Genomic DNA, 21,085 nt, shown 5'->3' with positions numbered 1-21,085 from the left:
TCCCTCTAATGACCAGCCATTTCCATTCTGTGTATGGCATTAGAGGGGCATCTCTATTTACCTAGTTGATAAGGAAAAAACATGAGTGATTCATCTAGCTATGTCCTTCAATTATTGAATATTTCCAAACAGTTTGGCGTGACTCGCGCATTAGATCATGCAAGTTTCCGTGTAAAACCAGCTAGCGTTCATGGATTAGTTGGTGAAAATGGTGCGGGTAAATCTACCCTGATCAAAATTCTAGCGGGTATTCATAGTGCAGATAGCGGAGAAGTGATTTTTCATGATCAAGCAATCTCGCGCTTAGACCCAAGTGTGGTGGAATCTCTTGGGATTCACTTTATTCATCAAGATCGCTTATTACCTGGCACATTAACCGTGGGAGAAGCACTGTTTTTAGGCCATGAGCACACTTGGTTTGGTTTATTAAACCGCAAAAAAATGGCAAGAGAAGCAGAGGCTTATCTAAAACAATACTTTGATATTCATCTTTCTGGCTATTCGTTGATTCAGGATCTTAGTACGGCGGAACAACAAATCGTACAGATTACACGCGCACTGTTGGCTAATCCGAAATTAATTGTGTTTGATGAGCCGACCGCATCACTCATTAAACGGGAAGTAGATCAGCTTCAACGGTTGATTTTGAAGCTAAAAGAGAAGGGCATTGCTGTTATTTATATTTCGCATTACCTACAAGAAATTGAAGCGCTGTGCGATGAAGTGACTATCTTCAGAAACGGCAAAGATGTAGGCACGGTAAATCCTAAAGAAGTAAATGCGGCGGAAATTGCTCGGTTGATGATTAACCGTGAAGTAAATGAAATGTATCCCAAAGAAAACGTTTCACTTGGGGACGTGGTACTCGATGTTCAGCAATTATCGTTGCCAGGGCACTTTCAGGATGTTTCGTTTCAAGTAAGAAAAGGGGAAATTCTAGGGATTACTGGCTTAGTTGGGTCTGGGGTCAAAGCGGTGGTTGAAACGTTATTTGGCCTAAAAAGTGCAGCCAGCGGCAGTATAAAAATACATAACCAAGTGAAAAAAATTCACTCACCGCATGATGCAGTGAAAGCCGGCATTGGCTTGGTACCTGAAGATCGCCGAAAACACGGGATTGCCACCGAATTAACCGTCTTGGAAAACACCACACTAAGCAATTTAAAGAAATTTGCTAACTATGGCTGGCTTTCTAGGAAAAAAGAAACCGCCGCAACGGCAGAAAAAATTCAGTCACTACGCATCAAAACCAGTAGTGATCAGGCTTATTTACGCCAATTAAGTGGGGGTAACCAGCAAAAAGTTGCTATTGCAAAGTGGCTAGAAACAGATGCGGATATTTATATCTTTGATGAACCCGCTGTGGGGGTGGATGTCGGCGCAAAAGTTGAAATCTATCGATTAATTGGTGAGCTCGTCAAAAATGGTGCTGCCGTCATTATCTTAAGTTCGGACTTACAAGAGCTAGTGTCGCTGACAGATTCTATTGCCGTGTTCTATCGCGGAGAACTGATTCAAAACCTGCGTTCAATTGAAACCAATGCGGATGAAGTATTGGCTACAGCAACGGGCGCAGGCCGACAAACGCCAAAGCAGATCATCCCGCAGCCATTCAAAGAGGTGAAAAACTATGTCAACGCTTAGACTGGAGAAAAATCTCTCCCTACAACTGGTGCAAGGCGGGGCTTATATCGTATTTGCCTTGATATTGCTGTACTTCACACAATTCGCACCTAATTTTTTGTCGATTACCAATATTGCCAATATTTTTGCACAGACATCCATTTTAGGGATTCTTGCTTTTGGATTAACCACGGTAATTATTGCGGGTGGCGGTAATGTCATTCAGGGGGGGATTGATTTATCCGTAGCGGCTACCCTCGGCTTTACCTCTGCAATCTATGCCAGTTTACTAAATCATGGCAACGGCGATACAGCTGCTGTGGTAATTGCCGTACTAGCCGGCGGCGCAGTAGGGGTGATTAATGGCATTGCGGTCGTGTTATTTCGGCTCCCCCCTTTGTTAGCCACCTTAGCAGTGATGAACCTAGTGGCAGGCTTTGAGCTAGTACTTACGCAAAACACCGTGCTACCTGCTTCCAGCAATTTAATAACGCTGCTATCAGGAACTGATCAGTTTGGGATTCCACTACTAGGGTATTTGTTAATTGCGGTGGCACTCTTTTTAATTCTACTGGTGCAATTTACCCCATTTGGTCTACGTTTGTACGCCATTGGTGAACATAAAGAAGCGGCTAGATCGATTGGTTTGGCCACCAAACGCTACATTTTTATTAGTTACATTATTAGTGGATTATGCGGTGGTATTTCAGGCGTTTGCGCTTCTGTCTTTTTTAGCGGGAGTAGTACTGGCTCTGGGGAATACTTACTACCAGTGGTGGCTATCGCTTTGTTAGGTGTTGTGTTTTCTAGGCGCTTTGTTCCCACTATCGGAGGCACTTTATTGTCTGGTCTATTTATTGGCTCACTGATCAATGGTTTTCAATTACTGAATATTTCTAACTTCTGGGTTAATGGTGTCCAAGGTGCTTTAATTCTGCTGATTGTAGCGGCATCAACCTTTTTGCGCGGAAAAGAGGCCTAGCATGTCCATTACTCACACACTAAATTTTTCAGAAGAAAAGCGAAGCGCATTCATCCGCTTATTAGTACCGATACTCATCGTTGGATTGGTGATCTTTTTTACGATTTTGGCACCTTCATTTTTGACACTCGCCAATTGGAAAAGCTTATTGCTTAACAACTTTTCCATTTTAGCGATCACCGCCATTAGTATGACATTTGTTGTCTCGACAGGGGGAATTGATTTATCGGTTGGTACGGCGTTAGACTTTTCTGGCCTCGCCTTAGTACTGGCTTTAAATGCGGGCTATGCACCAGAGATTGCGATTATTAGTGCTTTAGTGGCGGGGTTACTCGCAGGGGCGTTTAATGCCTTTCTGACTGGTGTACTAAGAATTACCCCATTCTTAGCGACACTTGGCACCTTGTTTATCGGAACGAGTACACAGCAATTATTATCAAATGGTGGGCAGCCGATCTATATTAATCACGAAGCCCAAATTCAAACAGTGTCAGCAACACTATTAGGGATTCCACTGCCAATTACCATCGCCGCTATTGTGGCAATCATTGCAAGTATAGTGTTGGGTAAAACCATTTATGGCCGCTTGCTCACCGCTACGGGCATTCAACCAGCAGTGGTTCGCTACTCTGGTCTCTCGCCGAGATGGATTGGTGGCTCTGTGTTTCTGGTAGCTGCCTTGCTTGCTTCGATTGCGGGTATTTTGTTAACCACCACGGTGAGCTCTTACGTGCCGTTATCTGGCAACTCATTTTTACTCAATTCTATTGGCGCGACGTTTATCGGAACTACTTTGGCTAGATCGGGCAGGGCAAATGTGCCTGGTACATTAGCTGGCGTGCTTTTCCTGAATATTGTTGCAAATGGATTGCTACTAATTGGTTGGAACTTCTTCTGGCAGCAAGTGGCGACTGGCGCATTTATTCTAATTGTTTTAGCCATTAGCTTCGGTTTAAGAAAATCTAACTAATCCTGCGATAACTCCAGCCAAAAAGCACTTACGTCTATACAGATGCAGGTGCTTTTTTATGAGTAAAAACTGATAGCAACTTTCTGCGGTAGAACAGTCAACACTGTTTATCAACTGCTTCTATAGAAGCAAATTCTTAAGAAAATCGTCTTTTATATGCACTTTTTGCTGGCATAAAACCTGCTAATTAAGTACGTGAAACGTTCAGCATCCAACTTGCTAAGCAGAAGCCATCTATACAATGAAAAGGAAATGAGCATGTCAGTTACCACCCTATCTACCGGCACCGACTATGAAGTGTTAGCCAATAAATTCAGACCGATCTTTGAAAAAATTGCAAAAGGGACATTAGACAGAGAACAAAAAAGGCAGCTTCCCGTTGAGCCAATCAAATGGCTAAAAGAAGCGGGTTTTGGTGCTGTACGCGTGCCAAAAACATACGGTGGGGATGGTGCCTCTTTACCTCAACTTTTCCAATTATTAATTGAGTTGGCCACGGCGGATTCTAACTTGCCACAAGCCTTACGTGGTCACTTTGCTTTTGTGGAAGACAAGCTAAATGCGCCTCAAAGCGCCTCAAGAGATAAATGGTTTGAGCGTTTTGTCGCAGGCGATATTGTCGGCAATGCGTGGACGGAAGTAGGCACAGTCAAGATTGGCGATGTAATTACCAAAGTCTCACAAAAAGACGGTAAAACGGTTGTTAATGGTAATAAGTTTTACACCACCGGGAGCATTTTTGCTGATTGGATTGATGTTTACGCGCAACGTGCGCATGACAAATCAGATGTGATTGCCGCTGTAAAAACACACCAAGCAGGGGTGACAGTAAGTGATGATTGGGATGGTTTTGGTCAACGTACGACAGGTAGCGGAACCGCCGTATTTCAAGATGCTGAAGTTGAAGCAGAGGATGTCATCGATTTTAATCAACGATTCAAATACCAAACATCATTTTATCAATTGGTACTGCTAGCAGTCCAATCGGGTATTGCAAAAGCAGTAGAGAGAGATGTCAGCCAACAAGTAAGAGAAAGGCATCGCGTTTACAGTACTGGTAATGCAGACCAAGTAAAAGATGATGCCCAAATCCTGCAGGTAATTGGCCAAATCTCAGCGCAAGCGTTTACAGTAGAAACAATTACCCTCCGTGCGGCAGAAAGTGCTCAGCGAGCATATTTAGCCAGATTTAGCCGAAATGATGAAGAAGAAAAAGCAGCTAATATTGCTGCAGAAATTGATTCGGCAAAAGCGCAAGTAGTTGCATCTGAACTGGTACTAAGAGCATCGACAGACTTATTTAATGCATTAGGCGCATCGGCTGCAAAAGCAACAACCAGCTTAGATCGCCACTGGAGAAATGCTAGAACCGTTTCTTCTCATAATCCACTGATTTACAAGGCCAGAATTGTGGGTGATTGGGTGGTGAATGATAAAGAGCCACCATATGTTTGGCAGATTGGCAGTGGCAACCCAGAAAAAGCGAAACAACAGGAGAAAGCAAAAGTAGCGGCTTAAATAGCTAGGTAAGTAGCTTGATTTATACTTAATAAGAAAATCCCCCTCGGCAGAAGCTTACGAGGGGGATTTTTTTGGGTTAGTAAATTTAAGCCACACTTAAATCGGATAAATCTTGCTGGCTTAAGCCAAATCGCTGCTTTCCTTCTTTTAGCTCGCCATATTTAATGAGTTTGGCTCGCACAATATTGCGACTGAGATCTAATAAACGGCTAGTTTGCAACTGGTTTCGATGGCAATAGTCATAAGCTACTTTTACGAAGACATGATCAATCTTTTCATATAGCAGGGGTGATGGGTCTTCAAAAATATCTTTTAACGCGAGCGAGAGTCTCTCATAAGGATCTTTTTGTTCAGGGATCACTGCATAGCGTTGCTCCTGAACATTTGCATTTGCGGCGGGGGATTTAATTCTCCGTACAATATGTAAATCGTCTGCCTGAATCGTCCCGGTTTTACTCACCAGCAGTGCATGGTGAATAATATTTTCTAGCTCACGAATATTACCTGGCCAACTATGTGTAATTAGTTTTTGCTCCGCAGAAGGAGATAAGTAGGCTTCTGCTATGTTTAGTCGCTTTTTATATAAACTAACAAAATAGTTGGCTAAGGGTAAAATATCTCCCGTGCGTTCGCATAGGGGCAATAAATCTAACTCGGCAACCCGCAGGCGATAGTATAAATCTTCCCTAAAATTACCGGCGATCACCGCTTCTTCCAAATCTACGTTGGTTGCGGCAATCACCCGAACATTAATAGGGATGGCATGGCGCGCACCAATTCGAGTGACCTCTCGTTCTTGCAGAACACGTAGTAACTTTACTTGCATAGAGAGTGGTAAATCTCCAATCTCATCCAGAAAGATAGTGCCGCCATTTGCCGCTTCAAACCAGCCGGCTTTCTGAGACACCGCACCAGTAAATGATCCTTTTTCATGGCCAAACAGTTCGCTTTCCACGAGTGTTTCTGAAAATGCGCCACAATTTACCGCCACAAAAGGCTTGTCTTTTCTAGCACTTAATTCGTGTACATGTCTTGCAATTAGCTCTTTGCCCGTCCCCGTTTCCCCAATGATTAAAACTGTCGCATCACTAGGCGCAATCAATTCAATATGTTGATGCAATGCACGCGATTTTGGGTCTTCAAATACTAAGGCTGTCGCACGTATAGAGGTAGAGAGCTTTTGTGCATTTGGGAGTGTTATTAGTTGCATTTTTCTACTTTCTATTTCGTTATCGATTAATCCACATAATCGTTATTTCAGATGATTATTCTGCAAAATCTGTCTATTTCACATGTGAATGTGTTTGTTTCGTTCAAAACAATTTGTTGCTTGATTGTTGGTATATTAGCAACCCACTTCATCATGACAAAGTAATCAATGATGAGTTGTAAATTCCATTTGGTTATATGACGGTGAAGCAACCATCGATACTTCGAAAAAGTGTCTTTCTAGATGCAATATTTCCATATGAAATATATTTATTGTTTTTTATTCCTTCTAATTCTTTACAAGCTGAGTAAACTAGTAAAAAACAACAGAAGGAAGCGCAACATGAGCGCCACTATTTTGAATAGCCGTTTTATTGTGGTTCCAGGATGGAAAAACTCTGGGCCTTTGCATTGGCAATCTAGTTGGGCAAATTCATTACCAAATGTAAGCCGTGTGTATCAAGAAAATTGGCAAGAGCCACAGTTAGAAAAGTGGTTAGAAGGCTTAAATAATGCGATCGAAGCATCTACAACGCCTGCCATCTTGATTGCTCACAGCTTAGGCTGCATTACCGCCACGCATTGGGTAAAAAGAAATTTGAAATCCGGGCGAGTAAAAGGGCTTTTCCTAGTAGCGCCTGCCGATATTGAAAGAGCAAATGCACCTAAGGAAATTAGCCAATTTGCGCCCATATTAAAAGAAAGGATCCCTGTTCCGACGCATGTTATTGCAAGTACGAATGATCCATTTTGCCAATTAGATAGAGCGAAAACCTTTGCCAAGCACTGGGAAGCAAGCCTCACCATTCTGCCAGATGCTTTTCATATCAACGCCGAAAGTGGGCACCAAACTTGGAATGAAGGGAAGGTGTTGTTGTACCGTTTTACCGAAGAAGTCAGTCGATTAGTTGCATAACCGTTATTGATGACAAGTGGAGAAAACCATGCAAGCACTCATTGTGGGCGCAGATACACTTGGTAACATACCCAAGTTGCTGGCCGAATACGATATCAATATTCTGAAACACGTTTCAGGTAGAAATGCCTCTCACCAACGGAAAACATCTGCCTTACCCAAAAAGGCAGATTTAATGATCTTATTTACCGATTTTCTCGGACATAATGTAATGAAACATTATCGTGAAATCGCTTACACCCAAGGTGTACCAGTGATGGTCTGCCGGCGATCTACAACCGAATTACAAATACAGCTTTCCAGTGCGGGATTAGCAAAGCTCACCTTACATTAATATTATTGTAGATTGAGTGATGTCACGTTTAAGACATTACCCAATCTACACCAGCATCAAACGCAATTTTTCTTTGCACTTCATTATGTACGTCAGCCAGTGTTAATGTATTGGTTACCTCATGGCAAGCTTGCACAAGCGCACGAAATCCCTTCTTTAGCGGTTCTTCAACCAACATCCTCGATGAAAAACGATCAGGCAATTGGATCTGGTCTGGTCCAAATGTCCACATATGTAAGCAGTCTGTCACACCTGGTTTATCTAACTTTAGCCCTAGCCGATAACCCCGCTGACGATAGTTATCGATCGCTTTTTGCAAGCGTTCTGGCGAACACGCATTGTGATGCACTATTTTTAAGGTGAGTAACTCGGCTGGAAGCGACCAATAATCCATTAATTGATGTTGAAAAACACCATGTAATTCATCTAGTGACTCCATGTGTTTTCCTTGAAGATCAAGTGAAAATGGGTCGGCTTCATATTGAATTGCAAAATTACTGGTGTGCAAGGCTCTAATCATTCGATCCAGCAAAATGATTCGCTTAGGATTGGACTCAACAGCAAAAATAATTTGCTCATCGATCAACCGTTGATGCGGCCCTTTGATGATTAGGCGTGCCTCTACGGCCTTTTGCTTTAGGCTTTTTAGCTCTATCACCGGGAAAAATCGGCTCTCTAAGTGCCACTCCCCAAATTGCGCCACGATTTTATCGTTTTCAACTTTGAGTCCATAGAGATCAACGCTCTGAATACCTAATAACAGGTTGAGCTTCTGACAAATTTTACCTAGTGCTTGTTCATTATTCATATTATTTTCTGACTATCCATTTGCGTTTGCTTGAAAACGCATTCATCGGCCATCTTAAATAATGAATAACAATAAAAGAAATCACACTTAGCTATATTTTCATTGCTCTTTGATCTATAGACCCTAGATGCTTGACACCAACTCTTTATATATTAATTTGGAATAAAATAATCTTTTAATATTATTTTTTATTCATTTTAGACAGTGATAGTCTTGCTTCATTGAAAATAAAACAAAGGAAGCAAGATGTCGGTTTTAGCAATTTTAGGCAGCCCAAGCAAACAATCAAAAACGGGCAGGTTAATTGAGAGAGCAGAGCAATTGCTCACTCAACAAGATATCCAATTAAATACGATCAGGGTGCATGACTTTGATGCAGAAAAATTACTTCATGCAGATTTTTCCGACCCTAGTATCAAAGCATTTCAAGAGGCGGTGAAATCAGCAGACGGCTTAATTATTGCCACCCCAGTTTATAAGGCCGCTTATGCGGGCGCGTTAAAAGTCTTGTTAGACCTAATTCCTGAAGGCGGGCTAGAAGGTAAACCCGTGCTTCCTTTGGCTTCTGGTGGCACGCCTGTTCATCTACTCGCAGTGGATTATGCAATTAAACCTGTGTTGGCAGCATTAAAGGCCGGTCATATCCAACAAGGTGTATTTGCGGTTGATAAACAAATCAAAGTAAATGATGAAGGTCATGTGCAGTTGGATGAAGAACTAGATGAACGAATTACCCCAGCGGTTTTGCAGTTTGCAGAACAGGTTCAAAAAGCGCATCCACATTTCAAGGCACCGCAAGGCCACCAGCAAAAACCTAGTAATTTACAAATTTGCTTATAAAAACTTACTTCAATAGAAATTCAATAACGATAAAAAGGAATCATCATGGCAATTCAGGCAATTAATGTTAGAAACCAATTCAAAGGGAAGATTAAAGAGATTATTGAAGGGCCTGTATTATCGGAAGTAGATGTTGAAACCCCGGCAGGCACGGTGACCTCTGTTATTACGACCCGATCAATCAAAGAGCTAAATCTAGGCGTAGGTTCTGAAGTGATTGCCTTTGTAAAATCAACAGAAGTATCTATCGCAAAACTGTAATTCCTATCCCATCTAATGATAAGACTCCTGCTTGCAAATACTCTGGTTTTCTTTGTTGCCGGAGTCAGCAGGAGTCAACATGCCTTTTACTTCATCTTCACTTAGCCCAGAAACCCTTGCCGTTCACAGCCAATTAAAGCCTAGTGAGCCATACAAAGACATTGTTTCTCCCATCTATGTCGCGACTACATACGAAAGAGCGGCAGACAATCGTTATCCCGGTGGTCGTGTTTATTCTAGGGATGGCAATCCGACTTATATCGATATTGAGCAATGCTTAAGTAAGTTAGAAAACGGGGAAGATGCGTTGTTATTTGCGTCAGGGATGGCCGCAGCAACCTCTGTTTTTCAAGCATTGCAACCCGAATCTACCGTGCTAGCGCCTAAGCATATGTATTGGGCGCTACGAAAATGGTTAATTCAATTTACTCAGCAATGGAAAATTCATCTGCATTTTTATGAGAATGGAAATTCAGACGAGATAATTACTTTACTCTCACAACATCAGGTTGATCTCATTTGGATTGAAACACCCGCGAATCCAACATGGGAGTTAACGGATGTAGCCGCTATTACTAAATCAGCCAAGCAAAAAGGCACACGCATTGCGGTTGACGCCACGGTGATGACCCCCGTGTTGGCTAAGCCACTGGATTGGAGGGCTGATTTGGTGATGCATTCAGCGACTAAATACCTGAATGGGCATTCTGATGTGATTGCAGGTGCACTAGTGACAAAAGTCGTATCGCCATTTTGGCAACGAATACGTGAAATCCGCGCCTTAGGCGGGAGTGTATTAGGGCCCTTTGAAGCATGGTTATTGCAACGCGGATTAAAAACCCTTTTTCTTCGAGTAAAAACGGCAAGCGCAAATGCGTTAGAATTAGCGTACTACTTGGAGCAACACCCACAGATACTATCCGTCAGTTATCCGGGGCTAAGTTCATTTCCCCAACATGAATTAGCAAAAACACAATTTACCAACGGATTTGGCGGCATGTTATCTATCCGTATCAAGGGGGGAGCCCAACAGGCCATTGCGGTAGCTGCGGGTTTACAAGTTTTTAAACGTGCAACCTCTTTAGGTTCGGTAGAAAGTTTAGTAGAACATCGGAAAAGTGTAGAGGGCGAGGGTAGTGCATGCCCTGATGATCTACTTCGACTATCTATCGGGATCGAAAACATCCATGATCTCATCCAAGATTTTCGACAAGCACTAGATCAATTAGAAAAATAATCCATTACTGGAGAAATTAATGTCGGTTCCAATCACCGCTTTCAACTATCCCTGCTATGAGGTTTTCAATGCATCGCTTCCACAAGAGGCAGATGTTGTGATTGCTGGCGCAGGCATCATGGGGTTAGCGACAGCCTATTATCTGGCCAAAAGAGGGCTATCAGTCGTTATTACAGATAAATCTAGAATTGCAGGTCAGCAATCTAACCGTGCATGGGGTTGGGTGCGCCAGCAAGGAAGAGACCCGGCAGAAGTGCCGCTCATGCAGGCGTCTAACCAGATTTGGCAGACCTTAGCACAAGAATTAAATGGTGACATAGAGTGGCGCCAACAAGGGTGCCTATACGCAGGGGAAACGGCGGAAGACATGGCATCACACGAGGCTTGGTTACCGATTGCCAAAGACCACCAACTAGATACCCGCCTGATTACTAGCAGCGAAGTCTCCAGACTAGTTCCCGGTTTGGCAACGTCGGTCAAAGGTGGCTTGTATACAGCCAGTGATGGACAAGCTGAACCACGCCGTGTTGCGCCTTTATTTGCTAAACGTGCTCAGGAACTAGGTGCCATTATTCTAGAAGGTAATGGAGTAACCGGCATCGAAACAGAGAATGGAAGAATTTCAGGCGTACAAACAGAAAGAGGGTTAATTAAGACTAAACATTTTGTTTGTACATCAGGCGCGAGTAGTTGGCGGCTTTTACAACTGCTAGATATCCAGCTACCGCAGCATATTGTCAGAGGCAGTGTATCAAGAACGTCGCCAGGCCCTGCGATTAGTGGCACCACCTACTTAGGCAATAATGTAGGTATCAGGCAACGTAGTGATGGTACGTTTAATTTAGCGGAAGGTGCGCAAGTAGATATAGATATCACACTTGGCCATCTAAGAGGATTAGAGTGGTATCTTGGACCGCTTTGGCAACAAAGAAGCTCGTTTAGATTTAACCTGAATGGTGCATTTCTGCAAGATATTGCTAACCATTTTCCATTTTCAGAAGCATCTCAAAATGGAAAATTAATTCATATTCGTGATCCGCATCTTCGCCCGAATGACAAGATCCAGCGCCAATCACTCGCTGCGCTGAAACAATCTTTCCCTAACCAAAAAAATGTGCAAATTTTGGAAACATGGGCAGGGGGGATTGATGTGGTGCCTGATGGCATTCCGGTGATCGATGCGCCATCCAACCATCCAGGATTACTCATTGCAACGGGATTCTGCGGACACGGATTTGCGATGGGGCCAATCGTTGGAAAGTTATTGTCTAATTGGATTGTGGATGGTGAACCCGGTATGAATCTACACGCGTTTCGATTGGCAAAATACGCAGAAAAAGACCTCAAACCACCATACTCATTATTCTAAAGTAAAACTTTAACTATCTTAGTTATACATTTGTTATTAAACAAAAAAAAGCACCAATAAATGGTGCTTTTTTTGTGTCTAGCTAATCTTTCGATTAGAACGCTGGCACTACGCCACCTTGGTATTTTTTCAAAATGAATTTCTTCACTTCTGGGCTAGTTAAGGCAGCAGCCAATTTCTTAATTGCTGGGCTATTTGCATTGTCTGGACGTGCAACTAACAAGTTTGCGTATGGAGATTTTTTCTCTGCGAACAAGCTATCTTTCACAGGGTTCAATTTCGCTTCCAACGCGTAGTTTGCATTAATCAATGCAACATCCACTTGGTTCAAAATACGCGGCAAGGTAGCTGCTTCTAGTTCTTTAAAGTTCAAGTTCTTAGGGTTAGCAACAATGTCTTTTACTGAAGCGGTGATGTTGGTTGGATCTTTTAATTTAATCAAACCATTTGCTTGAAGCAACAGCAAAGCGCGGCCAGAGTTGACGGCATCGTTAGGAATTGCAACGGTTGCGCCATTTGGAATTTGTGCAGTTTTCTTAAACTTTGTTGAGTAAGCAGCAAATGGCTCGATATGAACACCTTTGCTGGCTACAACCAAATGTGTGCCACGGTCTTGGTTAAATTTGTTCAGGTAAGGAATGTGCTGGAAGTAGTTAGCATCCAATTGCTTTTCTTCTACCTGCGTATTTGGCAGAACATAGTCATTAAATACTTTAACTTCCAAATCCACACCTTGTTTAGCCAAGATAGGCTTGATGTGCTCAAGAATTTCAGCATGTGGAATTGGGTTTGCAGCAACCACTAATTTAGTTGGTGCAGCAAATACAGAAACCGAAGCCAACAAACCGACTAGTAAGGTTGAAAATTTACGAGAGAGAGTCATTTTATTACCTTTCTTTTAAGAAAAATTTCCCCCTGAATGCCCTTGTGAGGCATTCATTTATATAAGGGAGGTACTAACGAGGAGAGAACTTAAATTAGATTTACTTCCGACGAAGTCGCGTAGATACACGATCTCCAATGGTTTGAAGTACTTGCACAAGTATGAGCAGCAAGACAACGGTGACAATCATCACATCGGTTTGAAAACGTTGATAACCATAACGTACCGCCAAGTCTCCTAAACCACCACCGCCAATCACACCAGACATAGCAGTGTAAGAAACCAGCGCAACGGTAGTTACCGTAGCAGCCGAAATTAGCCCAGGCAATGCCTCTGGCAAGAGTACCTTAAAGATAATCTGCTTAGTCGAAGCACCCATTGCTTGGCTCGCCTCGATCACCCCTTTGTCTACTTCTTTTAAAACATTCTCAACCAAACGGCCAAAGAAAGGTGCTGCACCAAAGACTAGAGGAGGAATCGCGCCAGTCACACCGATTGATGTGCCGGTGATCAACAAAGTGACGGGAATTAACAAAATAAGCAGAATGATAAATGGCAAAGATCGCAACACGTTCACGATAAATGACAAAAATGCATATAGTTTAGGCTTTGCATAGATACCGCCGGGCGCAGTTAAATACAACGCAATACCCAGTGGCAGGCCTAGCAAAATGGTAAAGACGAGCGAAATGCCCAGCATGATGAACGTATCAATGGTTGCGCCGCCAATTTCTGGCCAGCTAACATTGGCAAAGGTGAAAATTTCTTGGAAGTTCATTGAATCACCTCTGTTTTAACGCCATGCGCTGCAAATACCGCTAATATTTCAGCAGAAGATAAATGATCTGCTTTAATGCCAGCAATTAACTGACCAAAAGATTCTCCTTTGATCTCTGAAATGGCACCTTGGAAAAGGTTGTAATGGATCTGATGTTCTCTGCTTAATTTATCCAAAACTGGGTTTAATGCAGCCTCTCCAGTAAAGGTTAGTTTTAGCAGTAGACCATCATGCAAATGTTTCTTCCGCAATAGAGTGGGGTCTAGATGCAGGCCTGTTTCAGCTAATAAGCTCTTTGTTACCTCATGCGCTGGGAACAAAAAGACATCAATCACTTTACCGGTTTCAACCACACTACCTTTATCTAGCACAGCTACGCGGTCGCAAATCTGACGAATCACGCGCATTTCATGGGTAATGAGCACAATGGTTAAGTTAAGCTTCTGATTAATATCTTGTAACAGCTGCAAAATAGACTCGGTTGTTTCCGGATCTAACGCGGATGTCGCTTCATCACATAGCAATAGCTCTGGCTGATTTGCTAATGCGCGCGCAATACCAACACGCTGCTTTTGGCCACCAGATAACTGAGCAGGGTAGGCATTTCGATGAGCAGATAATCCGACTAATGCGAGCAATTCGGTTACCCGAGCGTTGATTTCAGCGTCAGTTAATTGGCCTGCTAATTCAAGTGGAAATCGGATATTTCCTTCAACGGTTCTAGAAGACAATAAATTGAAATGTTGAAACACCATGCCAATTTTTTGTCTTGCCTGTTGCAGAGCAGTTGTATCTAGAGACAAAAGATCGAGCTGATTAATACTGATAGAGCCAGTATCTGGTCTTTCTAATAAATTGAATGTGCGAATCAATGTGCTCTTTCCAGCACCTGATCGACCAATAATGCCAAAAATTTCACCTTCTTGAATTTCGAGCGATACATCATTCAATGCATTGATCGAAATACCATTGCTTACAAATTGTTTGTGTAGGTGATCAACCTTTATCACAACGTTTCCTTTATTAACTACTTGTATTTAATTTCTACCAAAACCTGGTGGGTTTTAGCGATTGAAGCCTATTGTATACAATCTCTATATAATTAAAAAATAATTTTTAATGATTAATTTATTTAATTTACTTATATAAAATTTTTCATACAGAAAAAAACAGGGGCATTGCGATCAACAATGTCCCTGTTTGGGTTGTTTGAAACTACTAAAAATTTTTCAATTAGGCTGAGGTTGCCAAACCGGTTGCCGGATCAAATAATCCTTCAAATAACACAGAGCTGAGATAACGTTCTCCTGAATCCGGCAAGATAACTACAATCGTTTTTCCTTCATTTTCAGGGCGTTGCGCAATTCTGGCTGCCGCTGCGACAGCTGCCCCACTCGAAATACCAGATAGAATACCTTCTTCTCTCGCAAGCCTTCTTGCATAAAGAACAGCATCTTCATTCGATACCGTTTCAACAGCATCAATCAAGCTTAAGTCGAGTATAGCGGGTACAAATCCAGCACCAATTCCCTGAATTTTATGTGGACCAGGTTTGACCGTTTCGCCATTTCTCGTTTGTGTGATGACCGGGCTCGCTTCTGGCTCTACGGCAATTGAGGTTAGTGGAAGTGCTTTTGTTTGTTTTAAATAACGCGATACACCCGTAATGGTTCCACCAGTTCCTACTCCGGCAACAAAGTAATCGACCTTGCCATCTGTGGCTTCAAATATTTCAGGGCCGGTGGTCGCTTCATGAATGGCAGGGTTAGCAGGGTTCTTAAACTGCTGTAGCAAAACAAACTTTTCTGGTTGGCTAGCGGCAATTTCTTCTGCTTTTGCAATGGCTCCCGCCATTCCTTTTGATCCTTCAGTCAAGATTAGTTTTGCTCCATATGCAGCGAGCAATTTTCTCCGCTCAAGACTCATGGTTTCTGGCATGGTGAGTGTCAACGGGATTCCTTTTGCTGCGGCGACAAACGCCAATGCAATCCCTGTATTTCCGCTTGTCGGTTCTACAATCTCTTTACCTGGGCCGAGAACACCTCTTGCTTCTGCATCTGCTACTAGTGCAGCACCAATACGGCACTTCACCGAGTAAGCAGGGTTTCTTCCTTCAATTTTGGCTAGCACCGTCGCTTTTGCGCCATCTAAGATTCGATTGAGTCGAACTAGTGGGGTATGGCCAATTGCATCTGTATTATTTTCAAACCATTTACTCATTTTCTTTATCCTTTTATTCCACTTTGGCTAGGCTTATTGCTAGAAAATTCATGACACCACAGGAGTTTTAGCTGCTTGGGTCTGATGTCGCTCTTTATCTTGATTAGTCAGCAACAGATGATGATTCAACTTATTTCGTTTGGTCTGTAGATAAGACAAATTAAATGGATTCGCTTTCACTTCTAGTGAGACACGTTCAGATATGTTCACGCCAGATAAGCGAAGTGAGGCTTCTTTTTCAGGATTGTTTGTCATGAGACGAACAGATTGAATGTGCATTAACGCTAATATTTTGGAGACGGCATGGTAATGTCGGCTATCTACCGGTAAACCCAATGCCTGATTAGCCTCAACGGTATCTAACCCTCTATCTTGTAGCTGGTAGGCGCGAATTTTATTCGCTAAGCCAATGCCTCTTCCTTCTTGCCCACGTAAATAAACCAGCACGCCAGTACCAGCGCTAGCAATTTGCTGAAGCGATGCTTCCAATTGCTCACCGCAATCGCATTTCAAAGAACCGAACGCATCGCCAGTTAAGCATTCAGAATGAATGCGTAGTAGCACATTCTTTGCATTTTCTAGTTCCCCCATATGCAACACAATATGTTCCTCTTGCGATTGCGCGGACCGAAACACACTAGACTGAAATAACCCATGCTTGGTTGGTAACTTCGCAGAGGCAATGCGTTGAAAGTGATTTTCTGTACGTACGCGGTGGGAGATTAAATCGGCAATGGTGATGATTTTTAATTGATGCTGCTTAGCAAAAGAAAACAGATCCGGTCGTCTAGCCATAGAACCATCTTCATTGACTATTTCGCATAGCACACCCGCAGACTTGAGGCCGGCTAGTTTTGCCAAGTCTAACGCTGCTTCAGTATGACCAGGCCGCTCTAGCACGCCGCCATCGCGCGCCCTTAGCGGAAAAATATGACCGGGTTTCGCAAAGTCATCTCCTGTCGTCGTCTCATCCGCAAGCGAATTAAGCGTTAATGCTCTATCTGAAGCAGAAATACCAGTGGTAGTCCCATGCAAATAATCGACACTAACGGTGAATGCGGTGGTAAATGATTCATTATTTTTCTGCACCATTTGGGGAAGCTTAAGCTGATCGATTCTTTCCCCTGATAACGCGACGCATACTACGCCACTAGAGTAACGCACCAAAAATGCCATCTTTTCGGAGGTGATTTTCTCCGCCGCGATAATCAGATCTCCTTCATTTTCTCTTTCCGTATCATCAACCACTACCACAAATTCACCATTGGCAATGGCTTCAATGGCATCCTCTACTGCATCAAATTGCTGATTATTCGCACTCATCTATATTCCTTCTAATCCCCAATAACATTCTTCGATTTCAAGAGTAAAAAGTAGGGCTGGGATATTCATTGTTTAACGCCCAGTGACCCAACTCTTTACGTTTGTAATCCACAGGATCATGAAGAGAATGCGTACGAATATTTCGCCAAAAACGATCTAATCCCAACGATGCCGTCGTCGCTCTTGCGCCTGTCACGTCAAATAATCGGCTAGTAATATCGAGGCCAACTTGTGCAGAGGCTACTTTTGCTGTCGCAGTCGCAATGGCCACTTCACCTCGATGAGCTGGTGTTAGTTGATCTCCAACCGACCAAGCATCATCCAGTAAATGAGCGGCCTTCTCTGCTAATAGACGGCTACTTTCTAAACCAATCCAGAAATCGCCAAAATGACCTAAGGTATACGGGTCTTGTGATGCGTGATCTACCCCTGAAGCAGCCCATGCACGTGAGGATTGCGAGGTATATTGCTTGGCTGCTTGATATGCCCCTTCAGCAATACCAATGTAGATATTGGTTAAAATTTGCTGAGCAATTAAAGGACGTAACGCAGAATATGGGGTAGATAAAGGACCTGGGTTGCTTAGCACTTCATGTGCGTCAACGCGTACATTTTGCAACTCAATGCTACCACTATCTGTTTGCCGCTGACCGATGTTATCCCAATCCTGAAAAATATTGATGCCTTCACGTTCAGTCGGTAACACCGCAATAATCAGCTTTTTTGTTGTCTGATCGATCGCCGAAACAAGTAATCTATTCGAATCGGTTGCACCAGAGCAAAAGCTTTTATTTCCACTAAAAACAAATCCGTCTGCCAGTGGCTGACTAATTGTCCGGGTATCTAGCGGGTTTAATGCATTTCCCCAAAACCAATTGAGTTTGGCTGTTTGCTCAAACCATGGCTCCCATTGGTCTGGCTGGCCAAACAATTGGGTAGATGCGAGTAATAGATGCTGAAAGGCAAAAACATGCGCTAGCGAGCTATCTACTGCGGCAAGTCTTCTAACAACCGTTAGCGTTTCTGCCCAAGAGGCACCAATACCGCCATATTGCTTTGGAATCCACAACGCGAGTAAGCCACTTTGACGAATCGCATCTCGTTCGACTTGCGCGGTTCCCCCTTTTTTATCTCGTGCAATCGCGGTCTTATCCAGAAAAGCAATTAACGCATCTACTTTTTCTTGATAAGCCGGCGTTGCAAGCGAATGTTCGCCTAAGAAAGTCATGAAGCACTCCTTTCTTTGGCATCTTGTATATTGGTCGGAACGATATCATTTGCAATTACTTCACCAAATGGACCGGTGAGGTTACCTTCTTGTTTCCGGCTTGGTTTTGCATGAGATAGCGGAAGCAATGGAAATACTAGTTCAGCAAAACGATAGGATTCTTCTAAATGCGGGTATCCAGATAAAACAAAATTATCGATTCCCAGCGCCGAGTATTCTTTAATACGCTCAGCTACGGTTTCAGGGTCCCCAACTAATGCAGTCCCTGCGCCCCCACGCACCAAGCCGACCCCAGCCCATAAGTTTGGAGATACTTCTAACTGATCGCGCTTTCCACCATGCAACGCAGCCATTCTCTGTTGGCCCACAGAGTCAAACCTAGCAAAAGATTTTTGTGCGGATGCAATTGTTTCATCAGATACATGAGAGATGAGCTTTTCCGCAGCTGCCCATGCCTCTTCATTTGTTTCCCTTACAATGACATGCAGGCGAATACCAAACTTAACCGTTCTACCTAGTTTTGCCGCACGCGCACGCACATCCGCTATTTTTTCTGCCACTTGCTGAGGTGGTTCCCCCCAAGTTAAATAGACATCAATTTGTTCTGCCGCTAAATCATGTGCTGCCTCACTAGAGCCCCCAAAATAGAGGGGAGGGTACGGTTGTTGTACTGGTGGATATAAGGTTTTTGCATTTTCAACTTGAAGATGCTTACCTTTAAAAGTGACTGACTCACCAGACAGCACGCCACGCCAAATTTTTAGAAATTCATCAGAGACTTCATATCTTTCTGTATGATCAAGATATATACCATCCCCATGTTGCTCATCTGGGTCTCCACCTGTAACAACATTAATCAGTAAGCGGCCATCTGTTAATCGATCTAAAGTACCGGCCATGCGCGCAGATACCGTTGGCGAAATAATGCCAGGGCGAACAGCCACCAGAAATTTCAATTGTTTGGTGAATGGCGCAACAGCGGATGCCACAATCCAAGCATCTTCACAACTTCTGCCGGTAGGAATTAATACACCGTAATAACCTAACTCATCTGCCGCTTGTGCTACTTGCTTTAGATAAGACAAGTCCACAGATCGCGCGCCCTTGCTTGTTCCTAGATATCGACTATCACCATGTGTAGGCAAAAACCAAAATACATTCATCTGACTATCCCATTCTGTTTGATCTAATTATTTAGTTATTTAGATTTTTATTTAAAATAATTACTTGTTATAACAAACAATGTTTTAGCAACAGTTATGCCAAGTGCCATCTTTTGATTGTGATTTATAAAAAATATCTATAAATATTTGATTTATAAAGATATTACCGACTAGCAATACTCCCGCTATCTTCTTTGCTTTTCATCTGGCCGCGCACAATTCACCAGGTTTGTTGCTGTAGAAGCAATCGGTCGGCGGCATTGTTGATTGTGCAGCACTTCATTAACTTAATAGATCAATATTGCATATAAATATCAATTTAAAGTATTTAATGAAATATGATTTTATCGATAGACTCAGCCTCAATATCACTACACACACAGGAATGAGGGCTTCTATATGTTTAAAAAATCTTTAATTTCTCTGGCACTACTAGCGGCAAGTTCAGCAGCCATTGCAGACGTTTCCTTGCTAAACGTTTCATATGATCCAACTCGTGAGCTGTACCAAGATGTCAACAAAGCGTTTGCTGAAAAGTGGAAAAAAGAAACCGGTGAAACAGTCACGATCAAGGCTTCACATGGTGGTTCTGGCAAACAAGCACGTTCGGTAATTGATGGTCTAGAAGCAGATGTCGTGACACTAGCACTAGCGCAAGACATTAATGAAATTTCGGAAAAGGGTGGTTTATTGCCTGCTAATTGGCAAGCACGCTTACCAAACAACAGCACACCGTATTACTCAACTATCGTGTTTTTAGTCAAAAAAGGGAATCCAAAAGGAATTAAAGATTGGGGTGATCTAATCAAGCCTGGTGTACAAGTCATTACACCAAACCCGAAAACATCTGGTGGTGCACGTTGGAATTACCTAGCCGCATGGGGATGGGCTTTGCAAAAGAATAAAGGCGACCAAAATAAAGCCAAAGCATATGTCGCAGAGTTATTTAAGCACGTACCAGTATTAGATTCTGGTGCACGTGGCGCTACCACGACATTCGTTGAAAAAGGGGTGGGGGATGTGTTGATTGCTTGGGAAAACGAAGCCTTACTTTCTTTGAAAGAACTTGAGCCAGGTAAATTTGAAATTGTAGCGCCTAGCGAAAGTATCTTGGCCGAGCCGCCAGTCGCCGTTGTAGATAAAAACGTGGCAAAGCACAACACCAAAAAGCAAGCAGAAGCCTATTTAAAATTCTTGTACACACCACAAGGCCAAGAAATCATTGCTCAAAACTACTACCGTCCACGTGATACAGCGGTTTCAGCCAAGTACGCCAAGCAGTTTCCAAAAGTAAATCTATTTACGTTGAGTGAATTCTTCGGAGATTGGCCAAAAGCCAATAAAGCCCACTTCGCAGATGGTGGCACTTTCGATCAGATTTACCTGCCTCGTTAATGACTCACTGGAGAACTAGCAGACG

At 42.9% G+C, this 21,085-nt stretch carries 20 protein-coding genes and 1 pseudogene; 11 read left to right on the top strand and 10 right to left on the bottom strand.

Annotated elements, in window-relative coordinates; genetic code table 11:
* The first annotated feature begins 81 nt into the window (after positions 1-81).
* The 4 genes from LIN78_RS15970 to LIN78_RS15955 all read left to right on the top strand — a co-directional run bounded on the left by LIN78_RS15970 (position 82) and on the right by LIN78_RS15955 (position 5,093).
* Positions 82-1,644: a sugar ABC transporter ATP-binding protein gene (locus LIN78_RS15970; RefSeq protein WP_227181876.1), complete on the top strand. Its 1,563-nt coding sequence runs from the start codon at positions 82-84 to the stop codon at positions 1,642-1,644.
* Complete coding sequence (locus LIN78_RS15965; protein WP_227181875.1) at positions 1,631-2,605, top strand: ABC transporter permease; 975 nt, start codon at positions 1,631-1,633, stop codon at positions 2,603-2,605. The genes LIN78_RS15970 and LIN78_RS15965 overlap by 14 nt, the downstream gene beginning before the upstream one ends.
* Before the next feature lies 1 nt (position 2,606).
* Positions 2,607-3,575, top strand: coding sequence for an ABC transporter permease (locus tag LIN78_RS15960; RefSeq protein ID WP_227181874.1), 969 nt, complete (start codon positions 2,607-2,609; stop codon positions 3,573-3,575).
* 258 nt (positions 3,576-3,833) lie between these two features.
* Positions 3,834-5,093 (top strand): acyl-CoA dehydrogenase family protein, encoded by a 1,260-nt coding sequence (locus LIN78_RS15955; protein ID WP_227181873.1) that lies wholly within the window; start codon positions 3,834-3,836, stop codon positions 5,091-5,093.
* 88 nt (positions 5,094-5,181) lie between these two features.
* Here the strand turns inward: LIN78_RS15955 and LIN78_RS15950 are convergent, their stop codons facing one another.
* Entirely contained in the window at positions 5,182-6,306 is a 1,125-nt protein-coding gene (locus tag LIN78_RS15950; protein ID WP_227181872.1) for a sigma-54 interaction domain-containing protein, read from the bottom strand.
* Between the two features lie 342 nt (positions 6,307-6,648).
* Here LIN78_RS15950 and LIN78_RS15945 point away from each other — a divergent pair, with 342 nt between their 5' ends.
* Both LIN78_RS15945 and LIN78_RS15940 read left to right on the top strand, forming a co-directional pair.
* Positions 6,649-7,221 carry an RBBP9/YdeN family alpha/beta hydrolase gene (locus tag LIN78_RS15945; protein ID WP_227181871.1) on the top strand — a complete coding sequence of 191 codons (573 nt, stop codon included), beginning with the start codon at positions 6,649-6,651 and terminating at the stop codon, positions 7,219-7,221.
* A 28-nt stretch (positions 7,222-7,249) separates the two neighbouring features.
* Positions 7,250-7,555: a DUF2325 domain-containing protein gene (locus tag LIN78_RS15940; RefSeq protein ID WP_227181870.1), complete on the top strand. Its 306-nt coding sequence runs from the start codon at positions 7,250-7,252 to the stop codon at positions 7,553-7,555.
* A gap of 28 nt (positions 7,556-7,583) precedes the next feature.
* Here LIN78_RS15940 and LIN78_RS15935 read toward each other — a convergent pair whose 3' ends face one another.
* The gene (locus tag LIN78_RS15935) at positions 7,584-8,363 is read right to left on the bottom strand and encodes an EAL domain-containing protein (protein WP_227181869.1); all 780 of its coding nucleotides are present in this window, start codon (positions 8,361-8,363) and stop codon (positions 7,584-7,586) included.
* Between the two features lie 246 nt (positions 8,364-8,609).
* On the opposite strand from LIN78_RS15935, the gene ssuE reads away from it, so the two are divergent.
* From ssuE to LIN78_RS15915, 4 genes are all read left to right on the top strand, one after another.
* Entirely contained in the window at positions 8,610-9,203 is a 594-nt protein-coding gene (gene ssuE, locus LIN78_RS15930) for an NADPH-dependent FMN reductase (RefSeq protein WP_227181867.1), read from the top strand.
* 45 nt (positions 9,204-9,248) lie between these two features.
* Positions 9,249-9,464, top strand: a complete 216-nt coding sequence (locus LIN78_RS15925; protein ID WP_227181866.1) for a TOBE domain-containing protein — start codon at positions 9,249-9,251, stop codon at positions 9,462-9,464.
* Positions 9,465-9,543: 79 nt separating this feature from the next.
* Positions 9,544-10,701, top strand: coding sequence for a trans-sulfuration enzyme family protein (locus LIN78_RS15920; RefSeq protein WP_227181865.1), 1,158 nt, complete (start codon positions 9,544-9,546; stop codon positions 10,699-10,701).
* 19 nt (positions 10,702-10,720) lie between these two features.
* Positions 10,721-12,070, top strand: a complete 1,350-nt coding sequence (locus tag LIN78_RS15915) for an NAD(P)/FAD-dependent oxidoreductase (protein WP_227181863.1) — start codon at positions 10,721-10,723, stop codon at positions 12,068-12,070.
* Between the two features lie 94 nt (positions 12,071-12,164).
* On the opposite strand, the gene LIN78_RS15910 is transcribed toward LIN78_RS15915, so the two are convergent.
* The 8 genes and pseudogenes from LIN78_RS15910 to ssuD all read right to left on the bottom strand — a co-directional run bounded on the left by LIN78_RS15910 (position 12,165) and on the right by ssuD (position 19,665).
* Positions 12,165-12,953: a MetQ/NlpA family ABC transporter substrate-binding protein gene (locus LIN78_RS15910; RefSeq protein ID WP_227181861.1), complete on the bottom strand. Its 789-nt coding sequence runs from the start codon at positions 12,951-12,953 to the stop codon at positions 12,165-12,167.
* A gap of 100 nt (positions 12,954-13,053) precedes the next feature.
* A complete protein-coding gene (locus tag LIN78_RS15905; protein ID WP_227181860.1) occupies positions 13,054-13,731 on the bottom strand; it encodes a methionine ABC transporter permease in 678 nt (225 codons plus the stop codon).
* Positions 13,728-13,967, bottom strand: coding sequence for an NIL domain-containing protein (locus LIN78_RS18465; protein ID WP_284700263.1), 240 nt, complete (start codon positions 13,965-13,967; stop codon positions 13,728-13,730). Before LIN78_RS18465 ends, LIN78_RS15905 begins: the two co-directional genes overlap by 4 nt.
* 39 nt (positions 13,968-14,006) lie before the next feature.
* Positions 14,007-14,741, bottom strand: a pseudogene (locus LIN78_RS18440) (methionine ABC transporter ATP-binding protein); the annotation flags it as partial.
* 223 nt (positions 14,742-14,964) lie between these two features.
* Entirely contained in the window at positions 14,965-15,951 is a 987-nt protein-coding gene (cysK, locus tag LIN78_RS15895; RefSeq protein ID WP_227181857.1) for a cysteine synthase A, read from the bottom strand.
* Positions 15,952-15,999: 48 nt separating this feature from the next.
* Positions 16,000-17,274, bottom strand: coding sequence for a bifunctional 3,4-dihydroxy-2-butanone-4-phosphate synthase/GTP cyclohydrolase II (locus LIN78_RS15890; RefSeq protein WP_227181856.1), 1,275 nt, complete (start codon positions 17,272-17,274; stop codon positions 16,000-16,002).
* Positions 17,275-17,311: 37 nt separating this feature from the next.
* The gene (locus LIN78_RS15885) at positions 17,312-18,502 is read right to left on the bottom strand and encodes an acyl-CoA dehydrogenase family protein (protein ID WP_227181855.1); all 1,191 of its coding nucleotides are present in this window, start codon (positions 18,500-18,502) and stop codon (positions 17,312-17,314) included.
* Positions 18,499-19,665: an FMNH2-dependent alkanesulfonate monooxygenase gene (gene ssuD / locus LIN78_RS15880; protein WP_227181853.1), complete on the bottom strand. Its 1,167-nt coding sequence runs from the start codon at positions 19,663-19,665 to the stop codon at positions 18,499-18,501. Before ssuD ends, LIN78_RS15885 begins: the two co-directional genes overlap by 4 nt.
* A gap of 399 nt (positions 19,666-20,064) precedes the next feature.
* On the opposite strand from ssuD, the gene LIN78_RS15875 reads away from it, so the two are divergent.
* Positions 20,065-21,060, top strand: a complete 996-nt coding sequence (locus LIN78_RS15875) for a sulfate ABC transporter substrate-binding protein (RefSeq protein ID WP_227181851.1) — start codon at positions 20,065-20,067, stop codon at positions 21,058-21,060.
* Positions 21,061-21,085 lie beyond the last annotated feature (25 nt).

It is taken from the genome of Leeia speluncae (assembly GCF_020564625.1).
GTDB classification, from domain to species: Bacteria; Pseudomonadota; Gammaproteobacteria; order Burkholderiales; family Leeiaceae; genus Leeia; species Leeia speluncae.
Note: the sequence above shows the minus strand (reverse complement) of the source record. Positions and strands in the feature narration are given on the sequence as shown.